The sequence below is a fragment of the Parvularcula oceani genome (genome assembly GCF_000733125.1).
GTDB lineage: Bacteria > Pseudomonadota > Alphaproteobacteria > Caulobacterales > Parvularculaceae > Parvularcula > Parvularcula oceani.
The window spans coordinates 22,208-34,867 of sequence record NZ_JPHU01000007.1 but is presented as its reverse complement, the minus strand read 5'-3'; the positions used below and the strand labels follow the sequence as shown (position 1 = coordinate 34,867).

Annotated in this window: 13 protein-coding genes; 8 read left to right on the top strand and 5 right to left on the bottom strand. The window is 68.4% G+C overall.

Going from position 1 to position 12,660, the window contains the following annotated elements; translation table 11 throughout:
- Positions 1–6: 6 nt before the first annotated feature.
- Positions 7–330: a YbjQ family protein gene (locus IE88_RS0108885; RefSeq protein WP_031553252.1), complete on the bottom strand. Its 324-nt coding sequence runs from the start codon at positions 328–330 to the stop codon at positions 7–9.
- A gap of 154 nt (positions 331–484) precedes the next feature.
- Here IE88_RS0108885 and IE88_RS16535 point away from each other — a divergent pair, with 154 nt between their 5' ends.
- Positions 485–1,054: a restriction endonuclease gene (locus IE88_RS16535; RefSeq protein ID WP_051881775.1), complete on the top strand. Its 570-nt coding sequence runs from the start codon at positions 485–487 to the stop codon at positions 1,052–1,054.
- 34 nt (positions 1,055–1,088) lie between these two features.
- Here IE88_RS16535 and clpB read toward each other — a convergent pair whose 3' ends face one another.
- Positions 1,089–3,746 (bottom strand): ATP-dependent chaperone ClpB, encoded by a 2,658-nt coding sequence (gene clpB / locus IE88_RS0108875; RefSeq protein WP_036766954.1) that lies wholly within the window; start codon positions 3,744–3,746, stop codon positions 1,089–1,091.
- Positions 3,747–3,901: 155 nt separating this feature from the next.
- On the opposite strand from clpB, the gene IE88_RS0108870 reads away from it, so the two are divergent.
- The 5 genes from IE88_RS0108870 (at position 3,902) to IE88_RS0108850 (ending at position 7,759) form a co-directional block, all read left to right on the top strand.
- Positions 3,902–4,651: a hypothetical protein gene (locus tag IE88_RS0108870; protein WP_031553244.1), complete on the top strand. Its 750-nt coding sequence runs from the start codon at positions 3,902–3,904 to the stop codon at positions 4,649–4,651.
- A 22-nt stretch (positions 4,652–4,673) separates the two neighbouring features.
- Positions 4,674–5,444, top strand: coding sequence for an SDR family NAD(P)-dependent oxidoreductase (locus tag IE88_RS0108865; protein WP_031553240.1), 771 nt, complete (start codon positions 4,674–4,676; stop codon positions 5,442–5,444).
- Positions 5,445–5,477: 33 nt separating this feature from the next.
- On the top strand, positions 5,478–6,335 hold the full coding sequence (locus IE88_RS0108860) for a fructosamine kinase family protein (protein WP_031553238.1): 858 nt from the start codon (positions 5,478–5,480) through the stop codon (positions 6,333–6,335).
- A 97-nt stretch (positions 6,336–6,432) separates the two neighbouring features.
- Positions 6,433–7,329 carry a phenylalanine 4-monooxygenase gene (gene phhA, locus IE88_RS0108855; RefSeq protein ID WP_031553235.1) on the top strand — a complete coding sequence of 299 codons (897 nt, stop codon included), beginning with the start codon at positions 6,433–6,435 and terminating at the stop codon, positions 7,327–7,329.
- Positions 7,330–7,333: 4 nt separating this feature from the next.
- Positions 7,334–7,759 (top strand): PPC domain-containing DNA-binding protein, encoded by a 426-nt coding sequence (locus IE88_RS0108850; protein WP_051881773.1) that lies wholly within the window; start codon positions 7,334–7,336, stop codon positions 7,757–7,759.
- Here IE88_RS0108850 and miaA read toward each other — a convergent pair.
- Positions 7,729–8,643 (bottom strand): tRNA (adenosine(37)-N6)-dimethylallyltransferase MiaA, encoded by a 915-nt coding sequence (gene miaA / locus IE88_RS0108845; protein WP_031553229.1) that lies wholly within the window; start codon positions 8,641–8,643, stop codon positions 7,729–7,731. The two genes, IE88_RS0108850 and miaA, sit on opposite strands and share 31 nt — an antisense overlap.
- 82 nt (positions 8,644–8,725) lie before the next feature.
- Here miaA and grxD point away from each other — a divergent pair, with 82 nt between their 5' ends.
- Positions 8,726–9,052: a Grx4 family monothiol glutaredoxin gene (grxD, locus tag IE88_RS0108840; protein ID WP_031553224.1), complete on the top strand. Its 327-nt coding sequence runs from the start codon at positions 8,726–8,728 to the stop codon at positions 9,050–9,052.
- A gap of 150 nt (positions 9,053–9,202) precedes the next feature.
- On the opposite strand, the gene rpsD is transcribed toward grxD, so the two are convergent.
- A complete protein-coding gene (gene rpsD, locus IE88_RS0108835; RefSeq protein ID WP_031553221.1) occupies positions 9,203–9,820 on the bottom strand; it encodes a 30S ribosomal protein S4 in 618 nt (205 codons plus the stop codon).
- Between the two features lie 188 nt (positions 9,821–10,008).
- Between rpsD and IE88_RS0108830 the strand changes: the two genes are divergently transcribed.
- Positions 10,009–11,619 (top strand): amidase, encoded by a 1,611-nt coding sequence (locus IE88_RS0108830; protein WP_051881771.1) that lies wholly within the window; start codon positions 10,009–10,011, stop codon positions 11,617–11,619.
- On the opposite strand, the gene IE88_RS0108825 is transcribed toward IE88_RS0108830, so the two are convergent.
- Positions 11,616–12,611 carry an NAD(P)/FAD-dependent oxidoreductase gene (locus IE88_RS0108825; RefSeq protein ID WP_031553215.1) on the bottom strand — a complete coding sequence of 332 codons (996 nt, stop codon included), beginning with the start codon at positions 12,609–12,611 and terminating at the stop codon, positions 11,616–11,618. The genes IE88_RS0108830 and IE88_RS0108825 overlap by 4 nt on opposite strands.
- Between the last annotated feature and the right edge of the window lie 49 nt (positions 12,612–12,660).

Genomic DNA, 12,660 nt, shown 5'->3' with positions numbered 1-12,660 from the left:
CACACTTCAGCGCAATCTGACGGCTGTCCCATTCGCGGACACCATGAGCATCGCCCCCTTCTGGGTGTCGATGGTCTCGTAATCGATGTCGACGCCCACGACGGCATCCGCGCCCAGGGCCCGCGCGCTTTCCTCCATATCGGCGAGCGCGTGCTCACGCGCTTCGGACAGCGCCTTCTGGTAGCCGCCGGAGCGGCCGCCGATGATGTCGCGAAGCCCCGCGAAGAGGTCGCGGAAGATGTTGACGCCCAGGATCGCCTCGCCGGCGACGATGCCCAGGGGCTCGGCCGCCTCGCGTCCGGGAACCTGCGGAGTGGTGGTGACGATCATCGGGTCTCTCCTCGCCTGCTGGCGGACTTGAAGTCCTGGCCCTTTAGAACTCCCCCTCATGCGAGGGTCCATGCGCGAACGCAGCGCCCTGCGCGGATTCACCCCTCGACAACCCGAATCGGTCCGGCTTGCCTGTTTCCCCCCGGGAGCCCCCATGCCGCCCCTCGACGCGCAGGACCTGACCGCCGTTTATCTCGTCCTCACGCTGATCGCGTGCGGCCTGATCCTCTTGCGCCGCCGGGCCGGGGCGAAGCCGCCTCTGACCTCGGAGGAACTGCACGCCCGGAACGTGAAGCGCTCGCGCAGGATCGCGCGGCGCTTCGCCCGCGACGATGCGGCGAGCATCGAGCATCTGCGCGCGGTCTCGGCGCACGAATTCGAGGAGCTGGTGCTGACCGCGCTGGCGCGGCGCGGGCACAGGATAAGGCGGAACGACCGCTATACCGGCGATGGCGGCGTGGACGGGCGCGCATGGATCAGGGGGCGGCGCTATCTCATCCAGGCCAAGCGCTATACCCGCGCGATCAGGGCCGAGCATATCGAGGAGTTCGCGCGGCTCTGCCGCAAGACGCGCTCGCGCGGCCTCTTCGTGCATACGGGGACGATGGGCCCCCTCTCCTACGAAGCCGAAGCGCGCACGCGCCGGGTTTCGGTCATCCATGGCGAGGCGCTCGAGCGCCTGGTCGCGGGACAGAAGGTCCGCGTGGGGAGGGTGAGGCTCTGAGCCCCTCCCGCCGAGGCGGAAGGGGCTTGAAGACTCAATTGATCGCGGTGCTCGGCGGAGCCGGAGGGCGCGGGCCGCCGCCGAGGCGGAAGCTGTCGCGGCTCGACAGAGGCCGGCCGTTCAGGGTCAGGCCGTGCTCGTCCGCCGACAGCGCCAGCTCGTCCCCGTCATGGACGTCGCCCGACAGGATCGCCTCGGCGAGGGGGTCCTGCACCGCCTTCTGAACGACCCGCTTGAGCGGGCGCGCGCCGAAGGCGGGGTCGTAGCCCGCCTCGGCCAGCCAGTCGCGCGCGGCATCGTCGAGCGAGATTTCGATCTTGCGCTCGTCGAGCAGCTTTTGCAGGCGCCCCATCTGGATATCGACGATGGCGCCCATCTGCTCGCGCTGGAGGCGCGAGAAGAGGATGATCTCGTCGAGGCGGTTGAGGAATTCGGGCCGGAAGGCCGCCCTCACCGCATCCATGACGGGCTCGCGCACGCTTTCGACATCGGCGCCCTCGCCGAGCTGGGCCATGAATTCCGAGCCCAGATTCGAGGTCAGGATGATCAGCGTGTTGCGGAAGTCGACCGTCCGCCCCTGCCCGTCCGTCAGCCGGCCCTCGTCGAGGACCTGCAAGAGGACGTTGAAGACGTCCGGGTGCGCCTTTTCGACCTCGTCGAAGAGGACGACCTGATAGGGCCGCCTGCGGACGGCCTCGGTCAGGACGCCGCCTTCCTCATAGCCGACATAGCCCGGAGGCGCCCCGATCAGGCGGCTCACGGCGTGCTTCTCCATGAACTCGGACATGTCGATCCTCTGGATCGCATGCTCGTCGTCGAAGAGGAAGTTCGCCAGCGCCTTGGTCAGCTCGGTCTTGCCCACCCCGGTCGGGCCGAGGAACAGGAAGCTGCCGAGGGGACGGTTCGGGTCCTGAAGCCCCGCGCGCGCCCGGCGAACGGCTGAGCTGACGGCGGTCACCGCCTCGTCCTGCCCGATGACGCGCCGGTGCAGCGCATCCTCCATCTTGAGGAGCTTCTCGCGCTCGCCTTCCAGCATCTTGGACGCCGGGATACCGGTCCATTTCGAGACGACATGGGCGATGGCGTCCGAATCCACGACCTCGCGCACGAGGCCGGAATTCTGTCCGTCCTGGTCCTGATGATCCTCGGCTTCGGCGAGGCGCTTTTCGAGCTCGGGGATGCGGCCGTATTTCAGCTCGGACGCCCCCGCGAGATCGCCCCGGCGCTCCGCATCGATCAGCTCCTGGCGGGCGCGGTCGAGCTGCTCCTTCACTTCCGTCGCGGAGGCGAGGAGCGCCTTCTCGGCCTCCCATTTCGCGGTCAGCTGGGCGGATTCCTCCTCCAGCTCTCCGAGTTCCGCCTCGAGCTTTTCGAGGCGGTCCTTGGACGCGGCATCGTCCTCCTTCAAAAGCGCCTCGCGCTCGATCTTCATCTGCACGATCTGCCGGTCGAGGGCGTCGAGCGCCTCGGGCTTGGAATCGACCGCCATGCGCAGGCGCGAGGCCGCCTCGTCGACGAGGTCGATCGCTTTGTCGGGCAGGAAGCGGTCCGTGATGTAGCGGTTGGACAGCTGCGCCGCCGCCACGATGGCGCCGTCGGAGATCCGCACGCCGTGGTGCAGCTCGTATTTCTCCTTCAGGCCACGGAGTATGCTCACCGTGTCCTCGACGGTCGGCTCGGTCACGAAGACGGCCTGGAAGCGCCGGGCGAGCGCCGCGTCCTTTTCGACATGCTTCCTGTACTCATCCAGCGTCGTCGCGCCGATGCAGTGCAGCTCGCCGCGCGCGAGGGCGGGCTTCAGAAGGTTCGACGCGTCCATCGCGCCGTCCGCCTTCCCCGCGCCGACCAGCGTGTGCATCTCGTCGATGAAGAGGATGATCTGGCCCTCCGCCGCCGTTACCTCGGACAGGACGGCCTTCAGCCGCTCCTCGAACTCGCCGCGATACTTTGCGCCGGCAATCAGCGCGCCCATGTCGAGGGCGAGGAGCTTCTTGTCGCGCAAGGATTCCGGCACGTCGCCATCGACGATCCTCAGGGCGAGGCCCTCGGCAATGGCGGTCTTGCCGACGCCGGGCTCGCCGATCAGCACGGGATTGTTCTTGGTGCGCCGCGACAGGATCTGCATGGCGCGGCGGATCTCCTCGTCGCGGCCGATGATCGGGTCGAGCTTGCCGTCCCGCGCCCGCTCGGTGAGGTCCGTCGCATAGCGCTTGAGCGCGTCATATTGCTGCTCGGCCGAGGCGCTGTCGGCGGTCCGGCCTTTGCGCACCTGATTGATCGCCTCGTTGAGCGACTGGGCAGAGACGCCCGCCTTTTTGAGGTGGCTTGCGGCCTCGCCCTCCATGGCGAGCGCGACCAGCAGGCGCTCCGCCGTCACGAAGCTGTCGCCCGCCTTCTTGGCGATCTCTTCGGCGCGCACGAAGACCTTGTTCAGCGACTGGCTGAGATAGGTCTGCGCGCCGGACCCCTCGACCGAGGGCAGCTTGGCGAGCGCCGCTTCGGTCAGTTGCAGCGCGGTCTCGGGCTGCCCGCCGGCCGAGCGGATGAGGTTCGCCGCCAGGCCTTCGGAATCGTCCAGAAGCGCCTTGAGCAGGTGGTCGGGAGTGATCTGCTGGTGGCTCTCGCGCACCGCAATCGTTTGCGCCGCCTGGATCATGCCGCGGCTGCGATCGGTGAAGTTCTCGAAGTTCATGTGACCTCTCCTGAGCGTCAGATGGATAGCGCCCCTTCAAGCGGCGACGCCTTGTGCGAGATCAGATGGTGTTGCTTAGATGTCACTGCAATAGGAGGAGGGCGAGCGACCGCATCGCCTTCCAAAGCGAGCTCGGCACCGCCTAGTGTCGTCCGATGCAGTTGATCATCGCCCTGACCGCCCTCGCTCTCGGACCCTCGCTCGTGACTTACACCGGGGGTCAGGGAGACGTTGAAGATCATCTCTATCCCCCTGAAGCACCGGTCTCCGGCAAACTCGGCAACTGGTCCTCCCAGCTCCGATACCTGCAAGGCTATGCCTTGGGTCTGCCGCGGGAGCTATCGGACGATGACAGCGAACTTCTCTGGGCGATGAAACTGCCCTCTTTCGGGCCGGAGAGTGGCTTCTCGATCCTGCGCAGAAGGAGGGACCATCTCATCCTCATTGGAACGCGTCTCGACCAGAACTTATGGTCCCGCTTCCCAGAGGGGGCGAGAGCCGTCTCCGCCCACGATGAGCTCAGAGGAGGCTTGCGGTCCGAACCGGCGCTCGCAGTCGCCCAAGCGGCCAGACAGGACGTCGAGACCTGTGAGGTTGCACCGCTCGGCCCACTCGGTGTGCGCTACGTCAATGCAGTGAATGCCCGTCTCGCTCGCACGCGTGTCGCGCATGCCCGGTGGGAGAACGACATTCCACCACCTCCGCCCTCGGTGCATGACGGCGAGGTCTACGTGTTCGGCGGCATGACGACAGGTCGAACGCTGAACTTCCCGACCGGCGAGGACATGGAACGGCTGCGGCATGCGGCGGACATGATGCTCGAATACTGCTTCGCGCCATCGGGCGGAACGCAATCGAAGCTCGACAGCGCTGTTCGTGCGCTCGAGCTGTCAGAACCGCAGTGACCGCCTTCTTGAGGAGCATTCCGTGACCAAGCCCGATCTCGCCCGCCCCCTTTCCGGCCGCACCGTCCTCGTCACCGGCGCTTCGCGCGGGATCGGGGCGGCGACGGCGCGGATCTGCGCCGCGCAAGGCGCATCCGTCCTCCTTCATTACGGGCGCGGGCGTGACGAGGCGGAAGGCATCGCGAGCGAGATCGGCATGCCGCCCGCCCATGTCCTCGGCGCCGATTTGTCCCAGCCCGGCGCTGGCGGGCAGCTTTGGGAGAAGGCGGTGAAGGTCGCGCCGGGGCTCGATTGCCTCGTCAACAATGCCGGCATCTACGAGCCCTGCCCGCTGACGGCGTCCGAGGCCGAATGGGCGCAGGGCTGGGCCAAGACGATGGCGGTCAACGTGCAGGCGGTGGCCGATCTTTCCCGCGCGGCGACCCTGCATTTCACGCGCGGCACGGGCGGCGCGCTCGTCAATATCGCGAGCCGGGCGGCGCAGCGCGGCGATGATGCGGACCATGCCCATTACGCCGCCTCCAAGGGCGCGGTGGTGGCGCTGACCAAGACGCTCGCCCGCGCCTATGCCCGCCACGGCCTGCGCGCCTATACGGTCGCGCCGGGATGGGTGGCGACCCGCATGGCGCGGCGCGATCCGAGCCGCGTCGCGCAGCAGGCCGAGACCGTGCCGCTCGGCCGCTTCGCCGAGCCAGAAGAGGTCGGCCGGCTGGTCGCCTTCCTCTTGTCGGATGCCTGCCCGTCCGCGACGGGCGCGACCTTCGACGTGAACGGCGCGTCGCATGTGCGCTGAGGACCTTCTGTCCGCCCTGCCCGTTCCCCCTGCATGACACCGGACCAGCGAAACGCGCTCGAAAGCATTCTCGGCGCCTCGGTCACGCAGACCGAAGCGCTCGGCCGCGGCACGTCGGGCAGCGGGACCGTGCTGACCCGCCTGCGCCTGTCCGATGGGCGCGACCTCGTCGCGAAGCGGGCGGAAGGCGCGTTTTCCGGCCTCACGCTCGAAGCCTTCATGCTGGAAACGCTGGCCGGTCACGGCTTCCCGGTGCCGGGCGTGCACCACGCCGAGGAGCGCCTCCTGGTGATGGATCACGTCCCCGCCGAGGGGCGCCTCGACGGCGCGGCGCAGGAGGATGCGGCGGACAAGGTCGCCGCGCTGCACGGCGTGACGGCGGAGCGTTTCGGCCTCAATCGGGATACTGTGATCGGCCCCCTGCGCCAGCCCAACCCGCAAATGGAGGACTGGCGCGCCTTCTTCGCCGAGCACCGCCTGATGCACATGGCGCGGCACGCGCGAGAGGAGGGGCGGATCGATGCCGCCCTGCTGCACGATGTCGAGACGCTGTGCGGCAGGCTCGACCGGTTGATCCCCGGCGGCTCCACCCCGACCCTCATCCATGGCGACCTCTGGGGCGGAAACGTGCTGGTGGACGGCAAAGGCCACTGCGGCTTCATCGACCCGGCGATCTACTATGCCGATCCCGAGATCGACCTCGCCTATTCGACCCTGTTCGGCACGTTCGGCGAGCGCTTCTTCGCCCGCTATTCCGAGCACCGGCCGCTGGCGCCGGATTTCGGCGAACGGCGGGACCTCTACAATCTCTACCCGCTGCTCTTCCACGTCCGCCTGTTCGGCGGCAGCTATGTGCAGAGCGTGCGCAGCACGCTGCGCCGCTACCTCTGAGGGCGACACTGGCGAACCGTGTGCGGTGCGCGGGCGTTCCTGTTAGAATAGGGAAAATGCGCGAGAGGCCCGAGGACGGCCCGCCACGGAGGACGACATGACCGCCGCAGAAAAGACATTCCACAGGGCCAGCCAGAAGCCCGCCGACGACTACACGATCCCGCAGGACTGGGAGAGCTACACGGCGGAGGAGCACGGCACCTGGGACACGCTCTATGAGCGGCTGATGAAGGTGCTGCCGGGCCGCGCCGACGACGCCTTCCTCGACGGGCTGAAAGCGCTCGACCTCGGCAGCGGCGGCATTCCCCATTTCGAGCGCATGTCGGACGAGCTCGAAAAGCTGACCGGCTGGCGCGTCGTCGCCGTGCCGGGCCTCGTCCCCGACGAGGTCTTCTTCGATCACCTCGCGAACCGGCGCTTCCCGGCGGGCAATTTCATCCGCAAGCCCGACCAGCTCGACTACATCCAGGAGCCGGACGTCTTCCACGACGTCTTCGGGCATGTCCCCATGCTGTCGAACCCGGTCTTCGGCGATTATATGGAGGCTTACGGCAAGGGCGGCCTTCGCAGCCTCGGCTCGGGCTGCCTCAAGAACCTCGCCGCGCTTTATTGGTACACGGTGGAGTTCGGCCTCAAGAAGTCCGAGGACGGCCTGCGCATCTATGGCGCGGGCATCGTGTCGAGCCCGGCCGAGAGCGTATTCAGCCTGGAGGATCCCTCGCCCAACCGCCTCGGCTTCTCGGTCGAGCGGCTGATGCGCACGGCCTACAAGATCGACGATTTCCAGCAGACCTATTTCGTCATCGACAGCTATGAGGACCTGCTGGAGAGGACCCAGAACACCGATTTCGCCCCGCTCTACGACCGCCTGCGCGAGGAGGATGCCGCCGGAGAGTACGATTATAAGCCCGCGGACGTTCTTGAGACGGACGAAGTGATCCACGAGGGCACGCAGGATTATGCCAAGAAGGGCGGCCGCTTCGCCAAGGGCTGAGGCGGTGACGCCCGTCGTCTTCCCTGCCAGCGCCGCCCGCTTTCTCGTCCTGCGGCTCGGGCCTGGCGAGGACCTGCGCGGCGCGCTGGAGGAGGCCTTCGCGGCGCAAGGCGAGCAGGCGGGCTTCGTCGTTTCGGCGGTCGGCAGCCTGTCGGTCGCCGCGCTGCGCCATGCGGGCCGGGACGAGGCGAGCGTGACGGGGAAGGATTACGAGCTCCTCTCGCTGTCGGGTACGTTCTCGGTGGACGGGCCGCATTTGCACGTAATGCTCTCCGATAGAGAGGGCCGCGTGACGGGCGGGCACCTCCTTGCCGGTTCCCTCATTCGCACGACGGCCGAGATCGTTCTCGGCCTTGCGGAGGGCGTGAGGTTTTCCCGGCCGCTCGACGCCGAGACCGGCTATGCGGAGCTTCTGGCCGAGACGCTCTGAGCCAGATGATCGGCGGCCGCCGCCCCATCCTCGAAAAGCGGCCAGTCCGTCTGGCCCCGGAACCAGGTCAGCTGCCGCTTGGCGAAGCGCCGCGTGGCCCGCTTCGCCGCAGACACAGCCTCCTCCAGAGCCAGCTCGCCGCGAAGATGCGCCGCAAGCTCCGGCACGCCGAGCGCCTTGAGGAGCGGCAGGCCGGGGGGCAGATCCCGCGCCAGAAGCGCGCGCAGCTCGCCGAGCGCCCCCGCCTCGATCATGGCGTCGAAGCGCCGCTCGATGCGGTCGTAGAGGGCGTCGCGCGGCGGCGAGAGGACCGCTGCCCGGAACGGTCCCTCCGTCAGGCGCGAAGGCGGCTCTTTCTGCCAGGAAGACAGCGGGCGGCCCGTCGCCTCCAGCACCGACAAGGCCCGCACATGGCGCTGCCGGTCGGCAGGAACGAGCGCGCCCGCGGCGGGATCGCGGGCGATGAGCGCTGCGCGGACGCCCTCGGGGTCCGCTTCCCAGGCGCGCTCGGCATCCCGGACGCGCTCAGCCGGGATGTCCGGCACGGGGCTCAGCCCTTGCGTCAGCGCGCGCAGATAGAGGCCGGTTCCGCCGACGACGACCGGCACATGTCCCCGCGACCGGATGCCGGATATCGCCCCGGCCGCCTCCCGGGCGAAACGGCCCGCCGAATAGCGCTCTTCCGGCGGAACATGGCCGTAGAGGTGGTGGGGCAGGACCCGCTCCTCACACTCCGAGGGCCGTGCGGTCAGGATGCGCAGGCCCTCATAGACCTGCATCGCATCGGCATTGACGATCTCTCCGCCGATGGCGCGGGCCAGGGCCAGCGCGGCGGCGGACTTGCCGCTGGCCGTGGGACCGGCGAGGATCAGGACGGGCGTCATGGGCCGCCGCTTAGCCGCTTCGGCCCCGCCTTGCCCATGGCGGGCGCCTCTCCTACCTGCAGGCCGAGAAAAGGAGGCCGCCATGTCCGCCCACGAGACCATTCAGACCGAGATCGAGAAGAACCCCGTCATGCTGTTCATGAAGGGCACGCCCCAGTTCCCGCAATGCGGCTTCTCCGCCGCGGTGGTGCAGATCCTCGACTATCTCGGCGTCGAATACGGCTCGATGAACGTGCTGCAGGACGACGATCTGCGCCAGGGCATCAAGACCTATTCGGACTGGCCGACCATCCCCCAGCTCTATGTGAAGGGCGATTTCGTCGGCGGCTGCGACATCATCCGCGAGATGTTCGAGCAGGGCGAGCTCAAGCCCTTCCTCGCCGAGAAGGGCGTGCTCGAAGCCGCCTGAGGCAGCGAGCACTCGCGCAGACAAAAAGGCCGCCCCGGAGGGCGGCCTTTTTTCTTCTCCCGATCCCGCCGCCGGGCGGCGGGGCCTCCGCCCCCACGCCGCGCGCACCGGCCGAAGGCCCGTGCAGCGCGTCGCGGAAGGCGTCAGCGCTTAAGACGAGTAGAATTCGACGACGAGGCTCGGTTCCATCTGCGCCGCGTAAGGCACATCGGCGAATTCCGGCACGCGGACATAGGTCGCCGTCATCTTCTTGGGATCGACGTCGATATAGTCGGGAATGTCGCGCTCTGCGAGCTGCAGCGCCTCGAGGACGAGGGCCATGTTCTTGGACTTCTCGCGGATCTCGATGACGTCGCCCGGCTTGACCCGGTAGGAGGGGATGTTCGTGCGAACGCCGTTCACCTTGACATGGGCGTGGTTCACGAACTGCCGCGCGGCGAAGACGGTCGGCACGAATTTCGCGCGATAGACGACCATGTCGAGGCGCTGTTCGAGAAGGCCGATCATGATTTCGGCCGTGTTGCCCCGCTTGCGGGCGGCTTCCTCATAGACCTTGCGGAACTGCTTCTCGGTCATGTTGCCGTAATAGCCCTTGAGCTTCTGCTTCGCCATCAGCTGCTGGCCGAAGTCGGACTGCTTCTGCTGGCGGCGCTGGCCGTGCATGCCGGGCTTGTAGTCGCGGCGGTTGAAGGGCGATTTGGGGCGGCCCCAGATGTTCTCGCCGACGCGGCGATCGATCTTGTATTTGGCTTGAATACGCTTGGACATGATCATCCTTCATCGGCCCGCCTCGGCGCGCCGGACCATCCGGCGTGCGATTTCAACGGCGGCGGCGAGCCCGTCCCGTGTGAGCGGGCGCGCCTAGCAGACTGGACGGGACTGTCAAAGGCTTTCGGGCGAAGGGGGCGCTGCACAAGACGGCTTTACCGGCACCCCGCTTGGGCTAGCCTCCTCCGATGCATCGTCTTCTGGCCCGGTCCGCCCCCGCCCTCCTCCTCGCCTGCACCGCCCTCACCGCGGCGGCACAGGACGCGCCGCCCTATGAGCGGATGACGGCCGCGCAGCTCGCCGCCGCCTTCGAGGACCGCACCATGACCGCGGAGGACGCGGCCCGGTCGGCTCTCGGCCTGATCGAGGCGCGCGACGGACAGCTCCAGGCGGTGCTGGCGGTCAGCCCGGATGCGCTCGCCAATGCCCGGGCGCTCGACGCCGAGGAGGCGCGGCGCGGCCCTCTTCACGGCGTGCCGATCCTGATCAAGGACAATATCGAGACCGAGGACATGCCCACCACGGCCGGCTCCTATGCCCTTCTCGACAACGATACCGGCCGGGACGCGCCGGCCGTGGCGAAGCTGCGCGATGCGGGCGCGGTGATCCTAGGCAAGGCGAACCTGTCCGAATGGGCGAATTTCCGCTCGACCGACAGCATTTCGGGCTGGTCCGGGATCGGCGGGCAGACCCGCAACCCGCACAGCCTCAACCGCACGCCCTGCGGCAGCTCGTCCGGGTCCGGCGCAGCCGTGGCGGCAGGCTATGTCCCGGCGGCGCTCGGCAGCGAGACCAATGGCTCCGTGATCTGCCCCTCCGCCGCGAACGGGATCGTCGGCTTCAAGCCGACCGTGGGCATGATCAGCCGCACCCATGTCGTGCCGATCAGCCACACCCAGGACACGATCGGCCCGATGACCCGCTCGGTCGCGGATGCCGCCCTCCTCCTCTCGGTCATGGCGGGCAGCGACGAGGCCGACCCGGCAACGGCCGAGGCGGACGGGCACCTGCCCTCGGCCACGCTGGAAGAGGATGCGCTCGAAGGCCTGCGCGTCGGCGTGATGCGCTTTGCCGAAGGCGACGACACGCGGGTGTCCGAACGCTTCGAGGCGGCGCTCGAAACGCTGAAGGAACAGGGCGCCGAGCTCATCGAGATCGAGGAGTGGGACGCGCCGGATACGCTGTGGGCGGACGAGTTTCTGGTCCTGCAAGCCGAGTTCAAGGCGGGGCTGAACGCCTATCTCGCCGATGCGGCGCCGCAGGTCGAGGTGCGCAGCCTCGAAGAGCTGATCGCCTTCAACGCGCAGGAGGCGGAGGAGGAATTGCCGCTCTTCGGCCAGGACATTCTCGAGGACTCCCAAGCGACCGGCGGCCTTTCGGACGAGGAATACAAGAAGGCCCTGCCGCGCATGCTGACGGCGGTGCGTGACAACGGGATCGAGTCTCTTCTCGCCGAGAACGAGGTCGACATCCTCGTCGCGCCGACGAGCGGGCCGGCTTTCCTCATCGACCCGGTCTCCGGCGATCATTACGAGGGCGGCATCGGCGCGGGGTGGATGGCGGCGATGGCGGGAACCCCGCACCTGACCGTGCCCATGGGCATGGTGCAGGGCCTGCCGGTCGGCCTCTCCTTCTTCGGCGCCGCCTGGGACGACGAGCGGGTGCTGGCCGCGGGCGCGGATTACGAGGCGGCTTCCCGCAAGCTGACCACTCCGACCTTCCGCGCGGATGCCTTCGCGGCCGAAGAGACGAAGGATGCGCTCGCCCGCGACCGCTCCCCCTTCGAGGGCGCCCGCTAGAGCCGCTCGAGCAGCGCTTCGCCGAGGCGCCGTCCGCTGATCCAGGCGCTCTCGATCCGGGGACCGAGGCGCCAGTCGCCGCAGGCGGCGAGCCGCGCCTCGGCGTCGAGGCCGAAGGGCGTGCCCGCGGCCTCGGTCACGCGGGCATAGCGCCAGCGATGCGCATCGGCGAAGACGCGCTTCGTTTCGATACCGGTGAGCGCGCGGAACGCCTCGGTCAGGGCGGAGACGATCTCGCAGGGCGAGGCTTCGAGGTGATCGCGCGACCACTCCGAGGTCGCATGCGCCACCCATCGGCCGGCACCCTCCCGCCCGGGCTTGCTCGCATCGCGGGAGATCCAGTCGAGCACCGGCCCGCCCGCCTCCACCGCGTCGAAGGGGAAATCGTCATTACCCTCGAACTGCGCCATCAGGGTCCATGTCGGCGCCGAGCGCGCAGCCCGCGCTTCCCCGGCAAGCTTCGAGGAGCCGCGCGGGCCGAGGCCGCAAAGAAGCTCCGCCGCCTGCTCTGCGGGGACGGCCAGCACCATCCACTCGGCTTTCCACGCACAATGTCCGCATTCGGTATAAAGGCACCACCGCCCGTCTCCCTGGCGGCAGGGCGTGCCGATCCGCATGCCGAACTGCGCGCCGAGCGCGGCCGCCTCTTCGGCGATGAAGGCGTTCATCTTCGGTGTGCCGACAAAGCGCGGGGACCTGTCGGCGGAGGAAAGCGCGCCGTCCTCGACGCGGCCGAAGCGGCGATCCCACGGCGCGACGAGGCCCGCCTCCCGCCACGCCTCGACCTGCTCCTCGAAATCGGGGTCCCGCACGGTGAAGAACTGCGCGCCGTGATCGAAGCGGCCGAAGGGCGTCCTGCGCGTGGACAGCCGTCCGCCGGGGCCCCGCCCCTTGTCGAACAGCGCGACCGGCACGCCCGCATCCGACAGCACGCGCGCGCAGGCGAGCCCTGCGATGCCCGCTCCGATGATGCTGACCGTGCTGCCGTTCATTCCGCCATCCTGCTCGCCATGCCGTCCTGCATGTCAGCGGGATGTATGG

Coding starts and splice junctions, on each gene's coding strand:
- IE88_RS0108885 (WP_031553252.1), bottom strand. CDS start 330: ATGATCGTCACCACCACTCCGCAGGTTCCCGGACGCGAGGCGGCCGAG.
- IE88_RS16535 (WP_051881775.1), top strand. CDS start 485: ATGCCGCCCCTCGACGCGCAGGACCTGACCGCCGTTTATCTCGTCCTC.
- clpB (WP_036766954.1), bottom strand. CDS start 3,746: ATGAACTTCGAGAACTTCACCGATCGCAGCCGCGGCATGATCCAGGCG.
- IE88_RS0108870 (WP_031553244.1), top strand. CDS start 3,902: ATGCAGTTGATCATCGCCCTGACCGCCCTCGCTCTCGGACCCTCGCTC.
- IE88_RS0108860 (WP_031553238.1), top strand. CDS start 5,478: ATGACACCGGACCAGCGAAACGCGCTCGAAAGCATTCTCGGCGCCTCG.
- phhA (WP_031553235.1), top strand. CDS start 6,433: ATGACCGCCGCAGAAAAGACATTCCACAGGGCCAGCCAGAAGCCCGCC.
- miaA (WP_031553229.1), bottom strand. CDS start 8,643: ATGACGCCCGTCCTGATCCTCGCCGGTCCCACGGCCAGCGGCAAGTCC.
- grxD (WP_031553224.1), top strand. CDS start 8,726: ATGTCCGCCCACGAGACCATTCAGACCGAGATCGAGAAGAACCCCGTC.
- rpsD (WP_031553221.1), bottom strand. CDS start 9,820: ATGTCCAAGCGTATTCAAGCCAAATACAAGATCGATCGCCGCGTCGGC.
- IE88_RS0108830 (WP_051881771.1), top strand. CDS start 10,009: ATGCATCGTCTTCTGGCCCGGTCCGCCCCCGCCCTCCTCCTCGCCTGC.
- IE88_RS0108825 (WP_031553215.1), bottom strand. CDS start 12,611: ATGAACGGCAGCACGGTCAGCATCATCGGAGCGGGCATCGCAGGGCTC.